This is a genomic window from Streptomyces sp. NEAU-sy36, assembly GCF_013423905.1.
Classification (GTDB): domain Bacteria; phylum Actinomycetota; class Actinomycetes; order Streptomycetales; family Streptomycetaceae; genus Streptomyces; species Streptomyces misionensis.
This window is the reverse complement of record NZ_CP058977.1, coordinates 5,334,209-5,355,726: the sequence shown is the minus strand read 5'-3', so window position 1 is coordinate 5,355,726 and position 21,518 is coordinate 5,334,209. Positions and strand designations below refer to the sequence as shown.

Sequence of the window (21,518 nt, the reverse complement as noted above, 5' to 3'; positions counted from 1 at the left end):
CGATGAGCGACGACAAGCTGCTCGACTACCTGAAGCGGGTCACCGCCGAACTGCGTCAGACTCGCCACAAGCTGGCGGAAGCGGAGTCGGCGACCCCGGATCCGGTTGCGATCGTGGGCATGGCCTGCCGCTACCCGGGCGGTGTCACATCGCCCGAGGAACTGTTCCGGCTGGCGGTCGACGGCGTGGACGCGGTGTCCGAGTTCCCGACGGATCGCGGGTGGGACATCGAAGGGCTCTACGACCCCGACCCGGAACAGACCGGTACGAGCTACACGCGCCACGGCGGGTTCCTGTACGACGCGGCGGAGTTCGACGCGGGATTCTTCGGGATGTCGCCACGCGAGGCGGCGGCGACCGACCCGCAGCAGCGGCTGCTGCTCCAGGCGTCCTGGGAGGCGCTGGAGCGCGCGGGCATCGCCCCGTCCACCCTGCGCGGCAGCCGCACCGGAGTCTTCTCCGGCGTGATGTACAGCGACTACGCGTCACGTCTTGGGCAGGACACGGGTGACTACGAGGGCCAGTTGCTGATCGGCAGTCTGCCCAGCGTGGCGTCGGGTCGGGTGGCCTACACGTTCGGGTTCGAGGGTCCGGCGGTGACGGTGGACACGGCGTGTTCGTCCTCGCTGGTGTCCTTGCATCTGGCGGCGCAGTCGCTGCGTTCCGGGGAGTGCGAGCTGGCGTTGGCGGGCGGGGTGGCGGTGATGTCCACGCCGACCACCTTCGTGGAGTTCTCCCGTCAGCGCGCGGTCTCGCCGGACGGTCGGTGCAAGGCTTTCGCGGATGCGGCTAACGGCACCGGGTGGTCCGAGGGGGTGGGGGTGCTCGTGCTGGAGCGTCTGTCGGACGCGCGGCGCAATGGGCATCGAGTGCTGGCGGTGGTGCGTGGTTCGGCGATCAACCAGGACGGCGCCTCCAGCGGGCTGACGGCCCCGAACGGGCCGTCGCAGGAGCGGGTGATCCGTGACGCGTTGGCGTCGGCAGGGTTGTCGGGTGCGGATGTGGACGCGGTGGAGGCGCATGGCACCGGCACCGCGCTGGGTGATCCGATCGAGGCGCGGGCGCTGCTGGCGACTTATGGCCAGGGTCGGGTGGAGCCGCTGTGGCTGGGGTCGTTGAAGTCGAACATCGGTCATGCGCAGGCGGCGGCGGGTGTCGCGGGTGTGATCAAGATGGTGATGGCATTGCGGCAGGGGGTGCTGCCGCGGACGCTTCATGTGGATCGGCCGTCGCGTCATGTGGACTGGTCGTCGGGGGCGGTGGAGTTGTTGACGGAGGCGCGGGAGTGGCCGCGCCCCGGTCGGCCGCGCCGGGCCGGCGTCTCCGCTTTCGGGGCCAGCGGGACCAATGCGCATGTGATTTTGGAGCAGGCGGACGAGGTGGCCGAGGCGGACGAGGCGGACGAGGCGGAGCCGGTCGAGCCGGTGGGGTCGTCCGTGGTGCCGGTGGTGTTGTCGGGTGCGTCCGAGGAGGCACTGCGGGCCCAGGCGGCCCGACTGCTGGAGTGGGTGGAGTCCCGGCCCGAGGCGAGCTTGATGGACCTCGGCTTCGCCTCGGTGACCACCCGGTCGGCACTGGAGTACCGCGGTGCGGTGGTCGCCGGCGACCGTGCCGAACTGCTTGAGGGACTGGCGGCCCTGACGGCGGGTGAGCCGTCGTCGAACCTGGTGGAGTCGCAGGGTACGGCCGTCGGCGGATCCGGCGTGGTCTGGGTCTTCCCCGGCCAGGGCTCGCAGTGGGCCGGGATGGCCCGTGGCATGCGCGAGTCCTCCCCCGTCTTCGCCGCACGGCTGGAGGAATGCGAGCAGGCGCTGAGCGGCCTGGTCGACTGGTCGCTGCGGGAGGTGCTCGACGACGAGGAAGCGTTGAAGCGGGTGGACGTGGTGCAGCCCGCGCTCTGGGCGGTCATGGTGTCCCTGGCCGAGGTGTGGCGCTCGCTCGGCCTGGTGCCCTCCGCCGTGGTGGGCCACTCCCAGGGCGAGATCGCCGCCGCCTGCGCGGCCGGCGGGCTGTCACTCGAGGACGGCGCCCGGGTGGTGGCGCTGCGCTCGCAGGCGCTGCTGGAGATCGCCGGTGACGGCGGCATGGTCTCCCTGGCCCTGCCTCCGGACCGGACCCGCACCCTGCTGGAGACGTGGAGCGAACGGATCTCGATCGCCGCCCTCAACGGGCCCCAGTCGACCGTGGTCGCCGGTGAGAACACCGCGCTGGAAGAGTTGCTGGCGTACTGCGAGGGCGCGGCGATCGGGGCCCGGCGCGTACCGGTGGACTACGCCTCGCACTCGGCGTCGGTCGAACGGATCCGCGAGCGGATCCTGCGCGACCTGGCCGGGATCAGCCCGCGCTCCGGCTCGGTGCCCTTCCACTCGACGCTCACAGGCGAAGTCCTGGACACCGCCGGGCTCGACGGCGACTACTGGTACCGGAACCTGCGCAACACCGTCCGCTTCGAATCCGTGATCAAGGACCTGCTGGCCGACGGGCACCGAGTCTTCGTCGAGTGCAGCGCCCACCCCGTGCTGCGGGTCGGCATCGCGGAGGCCGCGGAGGCCGCCGACCGGCCCGCCGTGGTAGTCGGCTCGCTGCGCCGCAACAAGGACGCCAGGCGCGAATTCGTGACGTCCGTAGCCGAGTTGCACGTACACGGGTTCCAGGTGGACTGGCCGCGGCTCTTCGATGGCACCGGCGCCCGCACGGTGGGGCTGCCCACCTACGCCTTCCAGACGAAGCCCTACTGGCTCCGGACCCAGCAGCCATTGCTCGGCGCCGCCGTCGAACTGGCGGGCGACGGGCCGACGGTGGTGACGGGCAGGCTGTCGCTGCGGACCCATCCATGGCTGGCCGACCACCAGGTGCGCGGCAGCGTCGTGGTGCCGGGGACGGCGCTGCTGGAGATGGCACTGCAGGCCGGCGACGCGGTGGACGAACTCACCCTGCTGGCTCCCGTGGTGGTGCCCGAGCAGGGCGAGGTCGAGATCCAGCTGATGGTGGACCCGGCCGACGACCGCGGCTACCGCGCGCTGCGGCTGCACGCCCGAACCGCCGAGGCCGACTGGCGGCTGCACGCGACCGGGACGCTCATCGACGTGGCCGGGGGCCCGGCACCGGACGTGACCGCGCCGGATCTGGCGGCGTGGCCGCCACCGGGCGCCGAGGCGGTGGACCTGGCCTCCTGGTACGAGGAGCGCACCGCGTGCGGCCTGGAGTACGGGCCAGGCTTCCGGGGTCTGCGGGCACTGTGGCGGCACGGCGGCGAGCTGTTCGCCGAGGTCTCGCTGCCCGTGCCGGTTCGCCCCGCGCTGCTCGACGCGGCCCTGCACGCGCTGGACGTGACGAGCGAGCCGGCGCTGCCGTTCTCATGGAGTGACGTGCACTGGCTGGATCCGGACGCGGCGGCGCGGGTGACCGGCCTGCGGGCGCGGATCACCCCGCGGGCGGACGGCTCGGTCGCGGTGCGGATCGCCGACGCCACCGGCCACGACCTGCTGTCGATCGGCTCGCTGACGCTGCGTCCGCTCGGCACCGCGCTGCTCGGCGCCCCGGGTGACGGTTCGCTTTTGGCGCTGGACTGGGTGCCCGCGCGGTCCGACTCCCCGACCGCTGGGGCCGCGAGCGCCACGGTGCTGCGCTGCCCGCCGACCGAGGGCGAACTGCCCGGCGCCGTCCAGACGGTGACCGCCGCCGTGCTCGCGGACCTGCAGGAGCGGCTCGCCGACGCGGAGACCGGCGATGTGCGCCTGGTGGTGGCAACCCGCCAGGCCGTGGCGACCGGAGCTGAGAGCGAGGCGCCACTGGATCCGGCCGCCGCCGCGGTCTGGGGCCTGGTGCGGTCGGCACAGACGGAGAATCCGGACCGTATCGTCCTGGTCGACACCGACGACCCGGACGACCTCGCACGGCTGCTGCCGCAGGTGCTGGCCTGCGGTGAGCCGCAGATCGCGGTGCGCGGCGGTGAGCTGCGGGTGCCGCGGCTGGTGCGTGTGGCCCCGCCCGCGGCACCCGAGGCACCGGTTTTCCCCACCGACGGTACGGTGCTCGTCACCGGAGCGTCGGGCACTCTGGGCGCGCTGGTGGCCCGCCACCTGGTGACCGAGCACGGCGTCCGCGACCTGCTGCTGCTCAGCCGCGGCGGAGCCCCCGCGCTCGCTGAGGAGCTGACCGAGCTCGGCGCGACGGCGACCTCGGTGGCCTGCGACGTCAGCGCCCGCGCCGCGCTGGCCGAGGTGCTCGCGGCGATCCCGCGGGACCGCCCTCTGCGGGCCGTCCTGCATGCCGCCGGCGCGCTGGACGACGGGGTGTTCGGCTCCCTGACGCCGCAGCGGCTGCGGGCCGTGCTGGCGGCGAAGGCCGACGGCGCCTGGCACCTGCATGAGCTGACCCGCGACCTCGACCTGTCGGCCTTCGTGCTCTTCTCCTCGGTGGCCGCCACGCTGGGCACCGCCGGGCAGGGCAACTACGCCGCAGCCAACGCCTTCCTGGACGCCTTGGCGCAGCACCGCCACGGTCTCGGCCTTCCGGCGGTGTCGCTCGGCTGGGGCTTGTGGGCCGAGCGCAGCGCCCTGACTGGTCGGCTCGACCAGGCCGACCTGGCACGGCTGGCCGGTGCCGGGGTGGGTCCGCTGACCACTGAGGAGGGCCTGGCCCTCTTGGACACCGCGGTCACCGGGGACCGGGCCCACCTGCTGCCCGTCCGGCTGGACCTCGCCGCGGTGGACCGCACGGTGGGTGCGCTGCCGCCGCTGTTCCGCCAAGTGGCTCCGGCCCGGCGGCACCGGCCGCGCGTGGCCCCCGCCGGTCCGGCGGCCGTCGGCCCCGCCGCCGACGGCGGTACAGGGCTGCGCGGGCTGCCGGCGGCCGAGCGGGAGCGAGCCCTGCGCGACCTGGTGCTGCGGGAGGCCGCGGCGGCCCTCAAACACGACTCGGTCGGCGACATCGACCTCGACGCCGACTTCCAGCGTCTGGGCTTCACGTCGCTGACGGCGCTCGAACTGCGGAACAAGCTCAGCGCGCGCACCAAGGTGCGGCTGCCCGCGACCCTGATCTTCGAGCACCGCACCCCCAATGCCGTGGCCCGCTTCCTCGGCAGCCGGCTTGCCGGCGATGAAGCGGTGGCGGCCGCGGCCGACACCGGGACCACGGCCGAGGAGACCGAGGAGAGCGGGGTCGACCGGATCGCCGTGATCGGCGTCGCCGGGCGCTATCCGCTGGCCCCCACGGTCGGCGAGCTGTGGCAGAACCTGGCCGAGGGACGGCACTGCATCCGGGAGGTCCCGGCCGACCGCTGGGACGCGGACGCGCACTACGACCCGACCGGGACCCACGGTTCGTACAGCAAGTGGGCCGGGTTCCTCGACGACGTCGACAAGTTCGATCCGCTCTTCTTCCACATCTCGCCCGCCGAGGCCGAAGCGATGGACCCTCAGGAGCGCCTGTTCCTGGAGACCGCGGCGGCCACCCTGGACGACGCCGGATATCCGGCGGCCGTGCTCGCCGCCCAAGGCCCGGTCGGCGTCTTCGCCGGCGTGATGAGCAACGACTACGAGTGGATGGGCGGCGAGGCGAACGCGCTCGGCGTCCCGACCGAGGCCCACTCGCGCCACTGGTCGGTCGCCAACCGGGTGTCCTATTCCTTCGACTTCACCGGGCCGAGCCTGGCGGTGGACACCGCGTGCTCGGCCTCGCTGACCGCGATCCACCTGGCCTGCCAGAGCATCCGGGCAGGGGAGTGCGCCGCCGCGATCGCCGGCGGGGTGAACCTGATCCTGCACCCCAAGCACCTGCGCGGGCTGGCCCAGGCCGGCATGCTGGCGCACGACGACCGGCTCAAGGCGTTCGGCACCGGCGCGGACGGCTTCGTCGACGGCGAGGGCGTCGGCGCCGTCCTGCTCAAGCCGCTGTCGGCGGCGGTCGCCGACGGCGACCGGATCCTCGGCGTGATCCGCGGCTCGGCGATCAACTCCAGCGGCAACACGGGCGGTTACACCGTGCCGAGCCCGCTCGCGCAGAGCGAGGTGATCCGCGGGGCACTCGACGGCGCCAAGGTCGAGGCGCAGACCATCGGCTACGTGGAGGCGCACGGCACCGGCACCCTGCTCGGCGACCCGATCGAGATCGCGGGGCTGACCAGGGCCTTCGGCGAGCCGAGCGATCCGGTACAGCGCGGCCGGCGGCCGCTCGTCGCGGTCGGCTCGGTCAAGACCAACATCGGTCATCTCGAATCGGCGGCCGGGATCGCGGGCCTGACCAAGGTGCTGCTGCAGCTCCGGCACGGGATGCTGGCCCCGTCGCTGCACTCGGCGCAGCGCAACCCGGAGATCGACTTCACCGGTACGCCCTTCGAGATCCAGCAGACGCTGGAACCCTGGGAGAGGCAGTCGGGCCCCGAGGGGGAACTGCCGAGGCGCGCGCTGGTCAGCTCGTTCGGCGCGGGCGGCGCCAACGCCTGCGTGGTGGTGGAGGAGTACCTGCCGGTCGGTGCGCCGGAGCCGGACGGGCCCGCCGGGGAGCAACTGCTGGTGCTCTCCGCCAGGACCGAGGACCGGCTGCGCGCCTACGCGGCGGACCTTGCGGCCTTCCTGCGCCGGAGCATGTCGCGGCGCCCCGAGTCGGCGGCGGATGCACTGGTGGACTCCCAGAACCGGTGCCTGCGGCTGGTCGCCGAGCTGGCCGGTGTGGCGCCGCAGTCCCTGACACCGGCGACCGACCTCGTCGACTGCGGCTTCGGCATCGCCGAACGCTCCCACTTCCACGCGCGGCTGGCCGAGGAGCTGGGGGTGGGGCTGCCGCCGGCCGCGCTGGCCGCCGACACCATCGGTGCGGTGGCCGAGGCGGTGGCCGGCATCCGACCGCCGGGTGCGGACCGGTCCGAGGAGTGCTCGGTGCGCCTCGTCGATGTCGTTCACACGCTGCAATCGGGTCGCACCGCGCACGAGTTCCGGCTTGCCCTGTCCGCCGCCTCGGTGCCCGAGGCCGCCGAGCTGCTTGAGGCGTACGTGGCGGGCGGTGCCGACGGCCGGGTCGCCACCGGCCACCACTCCCGCACCGCGGCGGGGGCAGCCGGGGACGCCGCTGCGGCCCTGGAACAGGCGCTGGCCCGGCGCGACCTCGCGGAGGTGGCCCGGCACTGGGTGGCCGGAGCCGAGATCGACTGGTCCCGGATCACCTCTTCGGCCGCCCGCAGGATCGAGCTGCCGGGCTACCCCTTCGCCCGGAAGCGCCTGTGGATCCCGGAGCCGTCGGCCGCCGAGCGGGCACCGGCGGTCACTGCACCCCGGCCACAGGACGGCCCGGGCGCCGACCCCGCCGTCGCCCGGGTGCTCGCCGGGTACCGGGCACTGGACGCGGCCTCGGTGACCGGACTGCTCGGCGTGTACCGGCGGATGGGCGTCTTCCACCGTCCGGGCGAGCGGCACCGCAGTGAGGAACTGCGTGGGACTCTGCGCATCCGGGACAAGTTCCGGCGGCTGCACGAGGCGATCCTCGACCTGCTGGCCGAAGCCGGGCACCTGACCCGCCATGGCGACCTGGTCACCGTCGGCGCAACCGCGGATCCTGCCGCGGACCAGTGGGAAGCCGAGTTCGACCGGATCGCGGCCGCCTACCCGGAGGTCGAGCCCACGGTCACCCTCAATCGGGAGTTCCTGCGGCTGTATCCGCAGTTGCTGCGTGGCGAGGTGATCGGCACCGAGGTCATGTTCCCCGACTCCTCGATGCAGCTGGTGCGGGACCTCTACCGCGGGAACCCGCTCACCGATTACTTCAACCAGATGGTGGCGGACAACGTCCGCCGTCACCTGGAGGCCAGGCTGTCCCGGCCGGCGCAGGAGGAGACGATCCAGCTGGTGGAGGTGGGCGCCGGTACCGGCGCCACCACCGAGTGGGTCCTGCCGGTCCTGGCCGAGCACCCGGGCCGGGTCGGTTTCACTTTCACCGACGTGTCGCCGCGCTTCCTGGATCACGGCCGTGACCGGTTCTCCGAGCAGTACCCGTTCGTCCGGTTCCAACTGCTCAACCTGGAACGCGAACTGCCCGAGCAGGGGTTCGCGCCGGGCTCGGCGGACGTGGTGCTCGGCACCAACGTGGTGCACGCCACCAAGGACCTGCGGCTCACGCTGCGCAGGCTCAGGGCCCTGCTCAAGCCGGGCGGGCTGCTGGTGCTCAACGAGCTGACCGCCATCCGTCCGTACCTGACGCTGGGCGGCGGCGTGATGGAGGGCTGGTGGGCCTTCCAGGACGGCGAGGTGCGGATCCCGCGGTCGCCGCTGGCCACGCCGGCGAGCTGGACCACGATGCTCGAAGAGGAGGGCTACACGGAGGTCAGGGCACTGGGCGCCGGGTCGGCCGAGCTCGGTCAGCACGTGCTGGTCGCGGGGAACGGCGACGCGGCGCGGGCCGTGGCACCACCCGCAGCCGCTCCCGCCTCCGCAGCCCGGGCCGTGACGGCCGCTCTCCGGCCGGAAGCCGCCGATGCGGTGGGGGAGCGGCTGCGGGAGCTGGTGGAGCGGGTGCTGAAGCTGGATGAGCGGATCGATCCCGATCGGCCCTTGGCGGACTACGGCTTCGATTCGCTGAGCGGGATGAAGATCGTGTCGGTGGTGGGCGATGCCTTCGGCGTCGCCGTGCCGCTCGACGAGTTCTTCGCGCGTCCGACGCTGCGTGAGCTGTCGGCACATCTGGCCGCCCGATGGCTGGCCGAAACCGTCGAGTCCGAAGCCGCCGAAACAGAGGCCGCCGAAACAGAGGCCGTCGAGTCCGGGGCCGCGGCGGTCGCGCCCGTCGTGCCCGAGCCGTCCGCTCCCGCACCACTCGCCCCGGCCGCCGAGGCGCCCGTCGCCGGGCGACCCGTCACCGCCGCCCCTGCCGCCGTCGGTGCCGACGTGTCCGGCCCGGTCCCGGTACCCCCGGAGGCCGCCCTGGTCCTGCGTCCGCGCCGGGCTCTGGAGCAGAGCACCCACCCGATGTCCCGGGGGCAGCACGCGCTGTGGGTGATCGAGCAGATCGCTCCCGGCAACCACGCCTACAACCTGCCGCTCGCCTTCTGGCTGGACCCGGACGTCTGCGTCCTCACCCTGCGGGTGGTCCTGCAGGACCTGCTCGACCGGCACGACGAACTCCGCGCGACCGTCTCGGCCGACGAGCAGGAGCCGTTTATCCGGATCGCGGCCGAACCCGAACTCCCGTTCAAGCAGGTCTTCCTGACCTCCGTCGCGGAGAGCGACCTGCGCGACCGGATCCACGCGGAGCGCGAGGAGCCGTTCGACCTCGCCAGGGGCCCGCTGCTGCGTGCGACGCTGTACACCCTCGGCGACGGCCGTCAGGCCCTGCACCTGAACGTGCATCACATGGTGCTCGACGGCCTCTCCATCCCCTTGCTGCTGGCCGACGTGAACCGCGGCTACCGGGCCCTCCGGGAGGGCCGCCCGCTGCCGGCCGACCGGCCCGCCCGCACCTTCGGCGACTTCACCGCCTGGCAGCGGGACCTGCTTGCCGGGCCCGGGGCGGAGCGACTGCGTGAGTACTGGGTCGGGCGCCTGCGGGGCCGTCAGACCGCCATTCCGCTGCCGCTGGACCGCCCGCGCCCGCCCGTGCCCACCTTCCGGGGCGCGAGCGTGGGCGGACGCCTGCCGGCCGCGGTGACGGACCGGGCCCGTGCCCTGGCCACCGCGGCGCGGACCTCGCTGTCGAGCGTCCTGCTGGCGGGCTACTTCGCGCTGCTGCACCGCTACAGCGACCAGGGGGAGATCGCTGTCGGCACGCCGACGGCCGGTCGCCCGGCCGAGGGCTACGACGACGTGCTCGGCTATTTCATGAACATGGTCGTGCTGGCCGAACAGGTCGACGGCCAGGAGTCGTTCCGCGGCCTCCTGGGGCGGATCCACCGGATGGTCCTGGAAGCGCTGGAGCACTCTGCCTACCCGCTGATCGACCTCGCCGAGGAACTGCGGCGGGAGACCCCCGGCGCCACCGGCGCACTGTTCAACGTCGCCTTCTACTTCCACAACTGGGCCCGCGACCTGCAGGACGACGGCGTGGTCGGGGACCGGGTCGAAGGCATCCACCAGGAGGGCGAGTTCGACCTGACCCTCGACCTGGTCGACGAGCCCGAAGGCTGCCGGTACACACTGAAGTACAACCCCGACCTGTTCGACGCCGCCACCGTGGAACGCCTCGGGGAACACTTCGCCACCTTGGTGGCCTCCGCCGTCGGCGCCCCTGACACTTCGGTCGGCGACCTGGGTCTGCTGACCGACGGCGAGCGCGCGCTGCTCACCCGGGCAGGCCGCGCCGACTACCCGAGCGACACCCTGGTCTGGGAGCTGGTGCGCGACCAGGCCGAGGCACGTCCCGCAGCGGTGGCGGTCAGGTACGGCGAAACGGAACTGACCTACCTTCAGCTGAAGGAGCGGGTGGAGCGCCTCGCCGCCCGGCTGACCGCCGCCGGCGTCGGCCGGGGCCGGACGGTGGGTGTCCTGCTGCCGCGCGACGCCGACCTGCCGGTCGCGCTACTGGCCGTCCAGGCGGCCGGCGGCAGCTACGTCCCGCTCGACCCGACTTACCCGGCGCAGCGGCTCGCCTACATGGCCGAGGACGCCGGGCTGCACCTCATGCTCACGCACTCCGCCGTCGAGGCCCCGTGGAGCGGTGCGGTGGCCCGACTGCTCGTGGACCGGGACGTGCAGCCACCCGCGGCTCCCTCGCCCGGCCCGGCCGGGCCGTCGGACACCGCTTACGTGATCTACACCTCCGGGTCGACCGGGCGCCCCAAGGGCGTCAGGGTCCCGCACCGTGCCCTGACCAACTTCCTCTGGTCGATGGCCCGTCAGCCCGGGTTCGGACCTCGGGACACGCTCCTCGCGCTCACCACGGTCTGCTTCGACATCTCCGGTCTGGAGCTCTACCTGCCGCTGATCAGCGGCGGCACCGTGGAGCTCCTGCCGACAGAGGTCGCCCAGGACGGGCTGCGGCTGCGGGAGGCGGTGGAGCGCAGCTCGGCCACGGTGATGCAGGCGACCCCGGCGACCTGGAGCATGCTGCTCGCCGCCGGCTGGCAGGGGAACCCCGGACTCACGGTGCTCTGCGGCGGTGAGGCCCTGGCCGACGACACCGCCCAGGCGCTGCTCGCGGGCAACCGCGAGGTCTGGAACCTCTACGGCCCCACCGAGACCACCATCTGGTCGGCGGCGAGCCGGCTGCGCCGCGGCGAGCGGGTGACGATCGGAAACCCGATCGCCAACACCGTGCTGCATGTCCTCGACAGCGAACACAGGCCGGTCCCGACCGGCGTGGCCGGTGAGCTGTACATCGGCGGCGACGGCGTGGCCGACGGATACCTGGGCCGCCCCGAGCTGACCGCCGAGCGCTTCCTGACCGACCCGTTCGCCACCGAGCCCGGCGCGCGGATGTACCGGACGGGTGACCTGGTCCGCCGGCTGCCCGACGGCCGCATTGCCTACCTGGGCAGGATCGACTCCCAGGTGAAGGTGCGTGGCTTCCGGGTGGAACTGGAGGAGATCGAGTCCACCCTGCGACGGCTGGACGGCGTCCGCGAGGCCGTCGTGGTGGCCCGCGGCCAAGGCGGCGGGGACCGCTCGCTGCTGGCCTGCTACGTGCTCGCCGAGGGAGCCACCGAGCCCACTCGGGAACGACTGGCGGCCTGGCTGCCGGACCACATGATCCCGGATGTGCTGCTAGAGGTGACCGGTTTTCCGCGCACGCTCAACGAAAAGGTCGACCGGACCGCGCTGGCCACGATGGCGCCGACCGAACTCCGGGCCCGCTTCGGCGCGAACAAGGCCGAAGAACGTGACAACCTGTCCACCCCCGGCGGCCGCGACGAGGCTCTGATCGCCGAACTGGCCGCGATGGTGGGCCGGTTGGCCGGGGTGGAACCGGAAGGCATCGACGCGCACACCCAGCTCGGCGACCTGGGCATGAACTCGGTGACCTTCACCGCGCTCAGCGCCGAACTGCGCAAGTCCTACGACATCACCGTGTACCCGACGCTGTTCTACCGCCGGGGCACCCTGTCCGGGCTGGCCCGGCACCTGTGGGAGCACCACTCGGCCGAACTGGCCGCCCGGTTCGGTACAGCCACGGCGGCGAGCGCCACCGCGGCGCCCGTCGCCGTGCGTCGACCCGCCGAGACACCGAGCGAGCCGGAGGGCCGTGGCGGCGGCGGTGGCGGAGCCGCGATCATCGGCATGGCCGGCCGGCTGCCGGGCTCGGCCGACCTCAAGGAGTTCTGGAGCCACCTGGCCGCCGGGGACGACCTGGTGGGAGAGGTGCCCGCGGAGCGCTGGGACTGGCGGGACCGACCGAACTCCCGCTGGGGCGGCTTCATCCCCGACCTGGACCGCTTCGACGCCGCCTTCTTCGGGATATCGCCGCGCGAGGCCGAACTGATGGACCCGCAACAGCGGCTGCTGCTGGAGGCGGTGTGGTCGGCCGTCGAGGACGCCGGTTACCGTCCGTCCGAGCTGGCCGGCAAGCGCGTCGGGGTGTTCGTCGGAGTCGCCAACAGCGAGTACCTGGAGGTCCAGCGGACTGCCGGGCACGCCCCCGGAGCCCACAGCGCCACCGGCGCGGCACTCTCGATCATCCCGAACCGGATCTCCTACCTGCTTGACCTGCGCGGCCCCAGCATGGCGGTGGACACGGCCTGCTCCGGCTCGCTCGTCGCCGTCCACCAGGCGTACGCCGCACTGCGCGACGGCACCTGCGACCTGGCGATCGCGGGCGGGGTCAACCTGATCCTGTCACCGAGCGTGCACGAACTGCTCAGCCAGGGCGAGATGCTCAGCCCCGACGGACGCTGCAAGGCCTTCGACAGCCGGGCCGACGGATACGTCCGGGGCGAGGGCGTCGGCGTGGTGCTGCTCAAGCCGGACGATCGGGCCCGCCGCGACGGCGACGCCGTGCACGCGGTGATCAGGGCGGCCGTGGTCAACCACGGAGGCCGGAGCACCTCGCTCACCGCGCCCAACCCGGACGCCCAGGCTGACCTGCTGGTCGAGGCCTACCAGGCCGCGGACGTGCCGCCGGAGAGCGTCGGCTACATCGAGGCGCACGGCACCGGCACCGCGCTGGGCGATCCGATCGAGACCATCGGCCTGAGCACTGCCTTCCGCCGACTGCGCGCCGAGCGCGGGACGCAGGCGGCGCCCGGCTGTGCCATCGGGTCCGTCAAGACGAACATCGGCCACCTGGAGGCCGCCGCCGGCATCGCCGGGCTGCTCAAGACGGTGCTCGCGATACGGCACGCCACCATCCCGGCCAGCCTGCACGTGCGGGAGCCGAACCCCTATCTGGAACTCGACGGCGGCCCGTTCGAGATCGCCACCACCACCCGGCCCTGGCCGCAGGCACGCGATGCCGCCGGGAACGACCTGCCGCGCCGGGCCGGAGTCAGCTCCTTCGGCTTCGGCGGAGCCAACGCACACGTCGTACTGGAGGAGCCGACCATGCCGGACACCCGTGAGGAGGCCACGGCGGAGCAGTTGTTCGTGCTCTCCGCGCGCAGTCCCGAGGCGCTGCGGCAGGCCGCCGGACGGCTCGCCGAGCACCTGGCGGAGCAGGACGTGCCGCCGGGCGACCTCGCGTACACCCTGCAGGTCGGCCGGGAGCCGATGACCTATCGGCTCGCGGTGCGGGCGGACAGCACCGCGAGGCTGCGGACCGAGCTCGCCGAGCACCTCGCCGGCCGCCCGTCGGCCGTCCACGTCGGGACGGCGGCCAAGCGTCGCACCGTGCAGGCGGCCGTTCCGGCAGGCGACCTGGCCGAGACCGCACAGCAGTGGCTGGCCGGCGCCGACGTCGACTGGGCGCCGCTGCACCGGGGCGCGCAGCGGCGCCGGGTGCACCTGCCCGGTTACCCGTTCGCCCGTACCAGGCACTGGGTCGCTCCGGCCCCCGAAGCGCCCGCCCGGCTGCACCCGACCCTGCTGGACACCGAGGTCTCCGGCGCCGGGGCGCCGGCCTTCGCCAAGACCCTCACCGGGGCCGAGTTCTTCCTGCGGGAACACGTCGTCGGCGGCGAGCCGGTGCTGGCCGGGGTGGCGTACCTGGAAATGGCCCGGCTCGCCGGTGAACTGGCCTTCGGGGAACGGGTCCACGGCGTCGAGGGGCTGATCTGGGCGGCCCCGGTGCGGCTCCCCGCGACCGGGGGCGAACACCGTCTGACGGTCGGGATCACCGGCGACCGCGACAGGGCGTCCTTCGAGGTGCGGACCGAGGACGCCGGAGCGTCACCGCACGCCCACGGCACCCTGCTGTTCGGCGCGGCGGACGGACGCCCCGCGCCGGTCGACCTGGCCGGCGTGCGCGCGCGCTGCCCGCAGGCGCACAGCGGCGCCGACTGCTACGAAGTCTTCTCCCGGCTCGGCTTCGACTACGGTCCGAGCTTCCAGGTGATCGAGCAACTCGTCGTCGGGGAGCACGAGGTGCTGGCGGACCTCCGACTCCCCGCGGAGCGGGTCGCCGACGCAAGTGACTACGCCTTCCACCCCTCGCTGCTCGACGCGGCCCTGCAGACCGCTTCCCGGCTCGCGCCCGGAGCGCAGGACCCGAGCGACCCGGTGCCGTACCTGCCGTTCGCGCTCGGCTCGGTCCGGCGCTACGCCGAACTGCCGGAGCGGGTACACGCCTACGCCACCGTCTCGACGCGCCCGGCCGCTCCCGGCACCCTCTGCTTCGACGTGGCACTGCTGGACCCCAGCGGCAAGGTCGTCGTCGCCATCGACGGTTTCACGCTCCGTGCAGTGCCCGCCCGGGCCACGTCGGTCGAGGACGCGGTGGCCGCCTTCGAACCGACCTGGGAGCCGGCCGCCGCCACCCGGCGTGTGCCGGTCGCGGCCGTGCTGATCCTTGACGCCGGTTCCCAGGGGGCCGCGGTGAGCGCCTCCCTGGCGGCCGGGGGCGCGGTCACCCGGCGCATCGAGCTCGGTGCCGGGTTCGACCCGGCGGCCGCGGTTCGGGCCGAAGGGCTGCAACCGGTCCACCACGTGGTGCACCTGGCCGGTGAGCACGGTGAGCCCGGCAGCGAGGTCGAGCACGGCTTCTACGCGGCCATGGCCTTCCTGCAGGCATGGCAGCGGGAGCGGCGCGGTCCGCTTCGCTACCTGTACGCGCACCACGACCCGGCCGACTCGCCGGCCCACCCGGCGATGGCCGCCTTCGCCCACTCGGTGCGCAGGGAGCACCCGTCGATCGACTTCTCCGTGCTGGCTGTCGCGGGTGGCTCGCTCGCCGACGCGGTGGCCGCCGAACTGGGCGTCCAGGGCGAGCCCGAGGTGCGGACCGACGGCGGGGCGAGGAGCCGCCGGGTGTGGCGCCGGGTGAGCCTGCCGCCCGCCGGCGAGTCGGTGTTCAACGGCTCCGGAGCCCACGTGATCACCGGTGGCACCGGCGCGCTCGGCCTGCTGTTCGCGGAACACATCGCCGCCGTCCGGCGCGCCGCCGGGATCGGCCGTGGCGGGATCGTACTGGCCTCCAGGACCGCTCCCGACCCGGCGGCCCGGGCCCGGATCGAGGCCATCGGGGCCCGTGTGGTGCAGGCCGACGTGGCCGACCCGGAAGCGGTGCGGGCGCTGCTCGCCGAGGCCCGCCGGGTCCACGGCGCGGTGAGTGGGGTGCTGCACGCCGCGGGAGTGCTCAGGGACGGCCTGCTGCACCGCAAGGACCGCACGGACGCGGCCGCGGTGCTCGCCGCCAAGGTGCACGGGACGGTGCTGCTGGACGAGGCGACACGCGACGATCCGCTGGACTACTTCGTGCTGCTGTCCTCCGCGGCGGCGGCCTTCGGGAACGTCGGCCAAACCGATTACGCCTTCGCCAACGCCTTCCTCGACCACTTCGCGGACCGGCGGGAACAGCAGCGCCGCCGCGGAGCACGGCAGGGCCGCACCCTCGCCGCGGCCTGGCCGGTCTGGGCCGACGGCGCCATGCGGACGGACGCCGCCGGAACCGAGTACATGACCCGCGAGCTCGGCATCCGCCCGCTGCGGACCCGACCGGCGCTGGACGCGCTCGAGCGCGCGCTGGCCGGTACCGCGCCGCGGCTGCTGCTCGCCCCCGGCGACCCGGTCCGGATCCTCGGCGCGCTCAACGCGGCGCCGCTCGAACCGGAGCGCCCGGCCGCCGCCCGGCAGGCCGCCGCGCCACGAGTCCGGCCTGACGCGCGTGCCCAGGCCGAGCAGCTGGTGCTCAAGCTGATGGCGGAGGAGCTGAAGCTCCCCGAGGAGGAGATCGCCCTCACGGAGTCGTTCGACAACTACGGCCTGGACTCACTGATCACGCTCAGCGCGACCCGGCGGCTAGAGGAGCGCTTCGGCCCGCTGTCCAAGACGCTGCTGTTCGAGTACGTGACGGTCAGCGAACTGGCGGAGTACCTGGTCGCGGAGTACCCCGACGCGTTCACCGAACCCGAAGCCGGAGCCGAACCCCCGGCCCACGCCGAGGACGAGCCTGCCGCTGCCGTCGCCCCTGCCACCGCCGAACCGGCGTTGGCCGCCGGTGACAGCGGCGACATCGCCATCATCGGAGTCGCGGGCCGCTACCCGCAGGCCGACGACGTGGACGAGTTCTGGCGCAACTTGCGGGCCGGCCGGGACAGCATCGAGGAGGTGCCGGCCGATCGGTGGAACCACGAAAGGTTCTATGACCCGGACAAGTCGGCGACCGGCCGGACGTACGGCAAGTGGGGCGGCTTCATCCGTGGCGCCGACCGCTTCGACCCGCTGTTCTTCCGGATGTCGCAGATCGAGGCCGAGCACACGGACCCCCAGGAGCGGGTGTTCCTGGAGACCACCTGGCACCTCCTGGAGGACGCCGGCTACACCCGTGAGCAGCTGCGCGGCTCTCGCACCGGTGTGTTCGTCGGCATGATGTACGGCCAGTACCAGCTGTACGGAGTCCAGGGGGCGCTGCGCGGCGAGGGCCTGCCCCCGCACTCCTCGTTTGCTTCGGTGGCCAACCGCGTGTCGTACTTCTTCGACTTCACCGGCCCCAGTGTGGGCGTGGACTCCATGTGTTCCTCGGCACTGGTCACCATCCACCAGGCATGCCTGGCCATCCGCAACGGTGACTGCGACGTGGCGGTTGCCGGCGGGGTCAACATCACCAGCCACCCGGCCAAGTACCTGCAACTGGCCTGGCGCGGGTTCCTCGCCGAGGACGGGCGGTGCCGCAGCTTCGGCGAGGGCGGCACCGGCTACGTGCCGGCCGAGGGGTCCGGAGCGGTCCTGCTCAAGCGCCTCGACGCGGCACTCGCCGACGGTGACCGGATCCTGGCCGTGGTCAAGGCCTCGGCGGTCAACCACGGCGGAACGGGGCGGGGGTTCAACGTGCCCAATCCCAAGGCGCAGGGCGACCTCGTGCGGGCCGCGCTCGACCGTGCCGGGATGCGCCCGGGCGACCTCGACTACATCGAGGCGCACGGCACCGGCACCGCACTCGGTGACCCGGTCGAGATCACCGGCATGCTGCGCGCCTTCCAGGACGACCTGCCGCAGCGGCTTCCGATCGGCTCGGTCAAGTCCAACATCGGACACGCCGAGTCGGCGGCCGGGATCGCGGCGGTCACCAAGGTGCTGCTGCAGATGCGCCACGGCGAGCTGGCCCCAACGCTGCACGCGGACCGGCTGAACCCGAACATCGACTTCACGGCGACGCCGTTCGAGGTCCAGCGGGAGCTGGCGCCGTGGCGGCGGCGCCTGAGCGCGGACGGCACACCGCTGCCCAGGACCGCCGGAGTGAGCTCCTTCGGCGCGGGCGGCACCAACGCCCATGTCATCCTCCAGGAGTACATGGGTGAGCCGCGGCAGACGTCCATGGCCGTCCCGGGAGGTCCGCAACTGGCGGTGCTCTCCGCCCGGGACGGCGGCCGGCTTGCCACCCAGGCGCGTCGCCTCGCGGCGCACCTGCGCGCCGAGGGGGCGGGGGCGGCTCCGCAACAGGTCGCCTGGACCCTGCAATGGGGGCGCGAGGCCATGGCGCACCGCTTCGCGGTGCTCTTCCACGACCTCACCGAGCTGGCCGGCCGGCTGGACGAGTTCGCCGCAGGCGGGGCGCCGGCCGGCAGCTGGACCGGGGTGGTCGACCCGCGCAAGCCGCTCCCGGGCGACGGGGTGCCGGCCGACCCGGCGGCGTTCGCCGCCGCCTGGACCACGGGCCGGCAGGTCGACTGGTCGGCCCTGCACAACCGGGTGCGCCCCGCCCGGGTGGCGCTGCCCGGCTACCCGTTCGACGGCGAGCGGGTCTGGCTGGCCGCCGCCGATGCCGAGCTGGCCGCCCTGGACGCGGACCGCGGTCCGCGGGGCGTGCTGCTGACCAAGCAGTGGGCCACCGCCGAGCCCGCCGGGCGCGCGGCCCTGCCGGGCCGCACCGCCGTGCTCACGGCGCCCGGCACCGAGGCCCTCGCCGCCCGGCTCGCCGCCGTGCTGCCGTCCGCCGAGGTGCTCGACGCGGCCCGGCTCACCGCCGACCTTGCCGACCCCGGCACCCGCTGGGACCGGTTCGACGCCGTGGTCGACCTGGCCGGCTGCGCCGACCCGGTGATGCCCCCCGCGCACGACCTGCTGCCCGACTGGCTGAGCTGGCTGCAGCACCTGGTCGACCGGGGCAGGCGCGGGCTCTGCGCCCTGCTGGTCTCCCGCAGCGCGGCGTCTGACGCCGGCGGCTCGGTCGGCCTCGGCGGCGCGGCCCGGGTGGGCCTGTACCGGATGCTCCAGAGCGAGTACCGCCACCTGCGCTCGCGCCACGTGAGCGTCGAGTGGCACGTCCCGGACGAGCAGCTGTGCCGCTGGGTGGCCGACGAACTCGGCAGTACGGACGAGCCGGCCGAGATCGCCTACCGCGACGGTGTCCGGCACCGGGCAGAGCTGCGCGAGCTGCCGGACGGCCCGTCCGCCGCGCCGCGGTTCCCGGCCGGCCACGTGCTCTGGGTGACCGGCGGCACGCGTGGCATCGGGCTCCTGACGGCCCGTCATTTCGTCGCTCGGCACGGAGTGCGCAAGGTCGTCCTCACCGGTCGCGAAGAGCTGCCGCCCCGAAAGGAGTGGGCCACGCACATCGCCGCGGACACGCCCCTCGGCCGCAAGCTGCGCCCGATCGCCGAGTTGGCGGACCAGGGGATCGAACTGGAGGTCCTCGCCGTGGCGTTGGAGGACAAGGACGCGCTGGCCAAGACCCTGGCCGACGTCAGGCGCAGGCTGGGCCCGGTCGGCGCGGTGGTCCACAGCGCCGGGTTCACCGACTTCGAGAATCCCGCGTTCATACGGAAGCCGCGGGCAGGCATGGACCGGGTGATCGGCCCTAAGGTCCTCGGTCTCGACGCGCTTGTGGAGTGCTTCCAGGACGAGCCGTTGAGCCTGTTCGTGCTGTACTCGTCGGTGGCCGCCGCGGTTCCGGCGCTCGCGGTCGGGCAGAGCGACTACGCGATGGCCAACGCCTACCTGGACGCCGTGGCAGAGGCACGGCCGAACGGGCTGCCGCTGGTCAGCGTGGAGTGGCCGAGCTGGAAGGACACCGGGATGGGGGAGGCGCGCACTGCCGCCTACCAGGCGTCCGGGCTGGCCGCGCTCACCGACCAGCAGGGCCTGGAGCTGCTGGAGCGGGCGCTGGCGAGCGGTGCCCGGGTCGTCCTGCCCGCGCTGCCCCGGCCGGACGCCGACTGGCGGCCCGAGCGGTTGACGGACCGCCGGCTCGATTCCATGCCGTCGGCGGCCGCTGTGACGGCTGACGCGACGGACCCCGCCGTACCGGCGGCCGCCGATGCGGGCCCGGCCGTGGCGGCCCGACCCGGCGCCCTCGGCAGCGCCATCGACGCGGCGGCGTCGTGGCTGCTCGACCGGATGGCGGAGGAACTCCATTTCGACCGCGCGAAGTTGACCGGCGACGTGCCGGTCCAGGACTACGGCATCGACTCGATCCTGGTCAGCCAACTGATCCAGAACACCGGAAAACTGCTCGGCGTGTCGGTCGACCCGTCGGCGCTGCTGGAGCACCCGACCGCAGACGAGTTCGCGCGGTACCTCGCCGACGAACACGGGGAGGAACTGCTCGTGGCCTTCGGGCCCGCCACGCCGGACGGCGCCACGTCGGACACCCGGCCGGCCCCGGACGAGGTCGGGACGGCCCCCGTCGCACCGCCGGTGCCGCAGCCGGGCGGCACCGGCGACGACATCGCGGTGGTCGGCCTGTCCTGCAGGTTCCCCGACGCCGGGTCGCCGAGCGAGTACTGGGAGCTGCTGCGGCGCGGCGGTTCGGCGCTGCGGCCGATCCCCGACGGGCGCTTCGGGCGCCCAGTGGGCTATCACGCCGGACTGCTGGACGAGGTGCTCCGCTTCGACGCCGAGTCGTTCCTGCTGTCCGAGGCGGACGTCGAGGCCATGGACCCGCAGGCGCTGCTGCTGCTCGAGGAGGTCAACCGGGCGGTGCACCACGCCGGCTACCGGCCGACCGAGCTCAAGGGCCGTCGGATAGGTGTCTACGTCGGCGGCCGGACGGTCCAGGTACCGGACGGGGCACTGACGGCCAAGGCCAAGAACCCGGTGGTGGCCACCGGCCAGAACTACCTGTCCGCCAACATCTCGCAGTTCTTCGACTTCCGAGGCCCGAGCGTGGTGGTCGACACCGCCTGCTCCTCCGCCCTGGTGGCGATGGAGATGGCCGTCCAGGCGCTGCGCACGGGTGCCGTCGAGTCGGCCGTGGTCGCCGGGGTGAGCCTGCTCGGCACCGACCGGCCCTACGAGGTCTTCGGCCTGCGCGGCCTGCTCAACCCGGGCGCCGAGTTCCACCTGTTCGACCAGCGGGCAGCCGGGCTGATCCTCGGCGAGGGCGTGGGTGTGGTCCTGCTGAAGCCACTGGCCAGGGCCGAGGCCGACGGAGACCGGGTGCTCGCCGTGCTCAAGTCCGTCGCGACCAACAACGACGGCCGGACCGCGGGCCCGGCCACGCCCAACCCGCAGGCGCACAAGGACGTCATGACCGAGGCGCTGGCGGCCAGTGGCCACCGCCCGGACGAAGTCGGCTGGCTGGAGGCCAACGGCTCCGGCTCGACCGTCACCGACCTGCTGGAGCTCAAGTCGGTGCAGGCGGTCTACCGGACCCGCTCCGCCCAGCCGCTCGCACTGGGCTCGATCAAGCCGAACATCGGCCACCCGTTGGCCGCGGAGGGGATGGCCGCGTTCATCAAGGTGGTCCTGATGCTGGACCACCAAGAGCAGGTGCCTTTCCGCTCCGGGCAGGTTCCGCTCGCGCACTTCGACCTCGCTGCCTCACCGCTGTACTTTCCGCGAGAGCCGCAGCCGTGGCCCGAGAACGCCGGCCTCGCCGCGATCAACTGCTTCGCCGACGGCGGCACCAACGCCCATCTGCTGCTCGCTCCCGCACCGGCCCGCCAGGGCCGGGTCAGAGAGCCGCTGCCCGAACCCGAGTTGAACCGGAGGACCGTCATCCGAGGAACCGTTGAACCCGCGGCTGCGGCCGGGGGCCTGTTCTGGGACTCCTACCGATGAGCGGGC

Annotated in this window: 1 protein-coding gene; it reads left to right on the top strand. The window is 73.4% G+C overall.

The window, feature by feature from the left end; all coding sequences use genetic code 11:
* The first annotated feature begins 2 nt into the window (after positions 1-2).
* Positions 3-21,512 (top strand): non-ribosomal peptide synthetase/type I polyketide synthase, encoded by a 21,510-nt coding sequence (locus HZZ00_RS23505; protein WP_180328310.1) that lies wholly within the window; start codon positions 3-5, stop codon positions 21,510-21,512.
* The last annotated feature ends 6 nt before the right edge of the window (positions 21,513-21,518 follow it).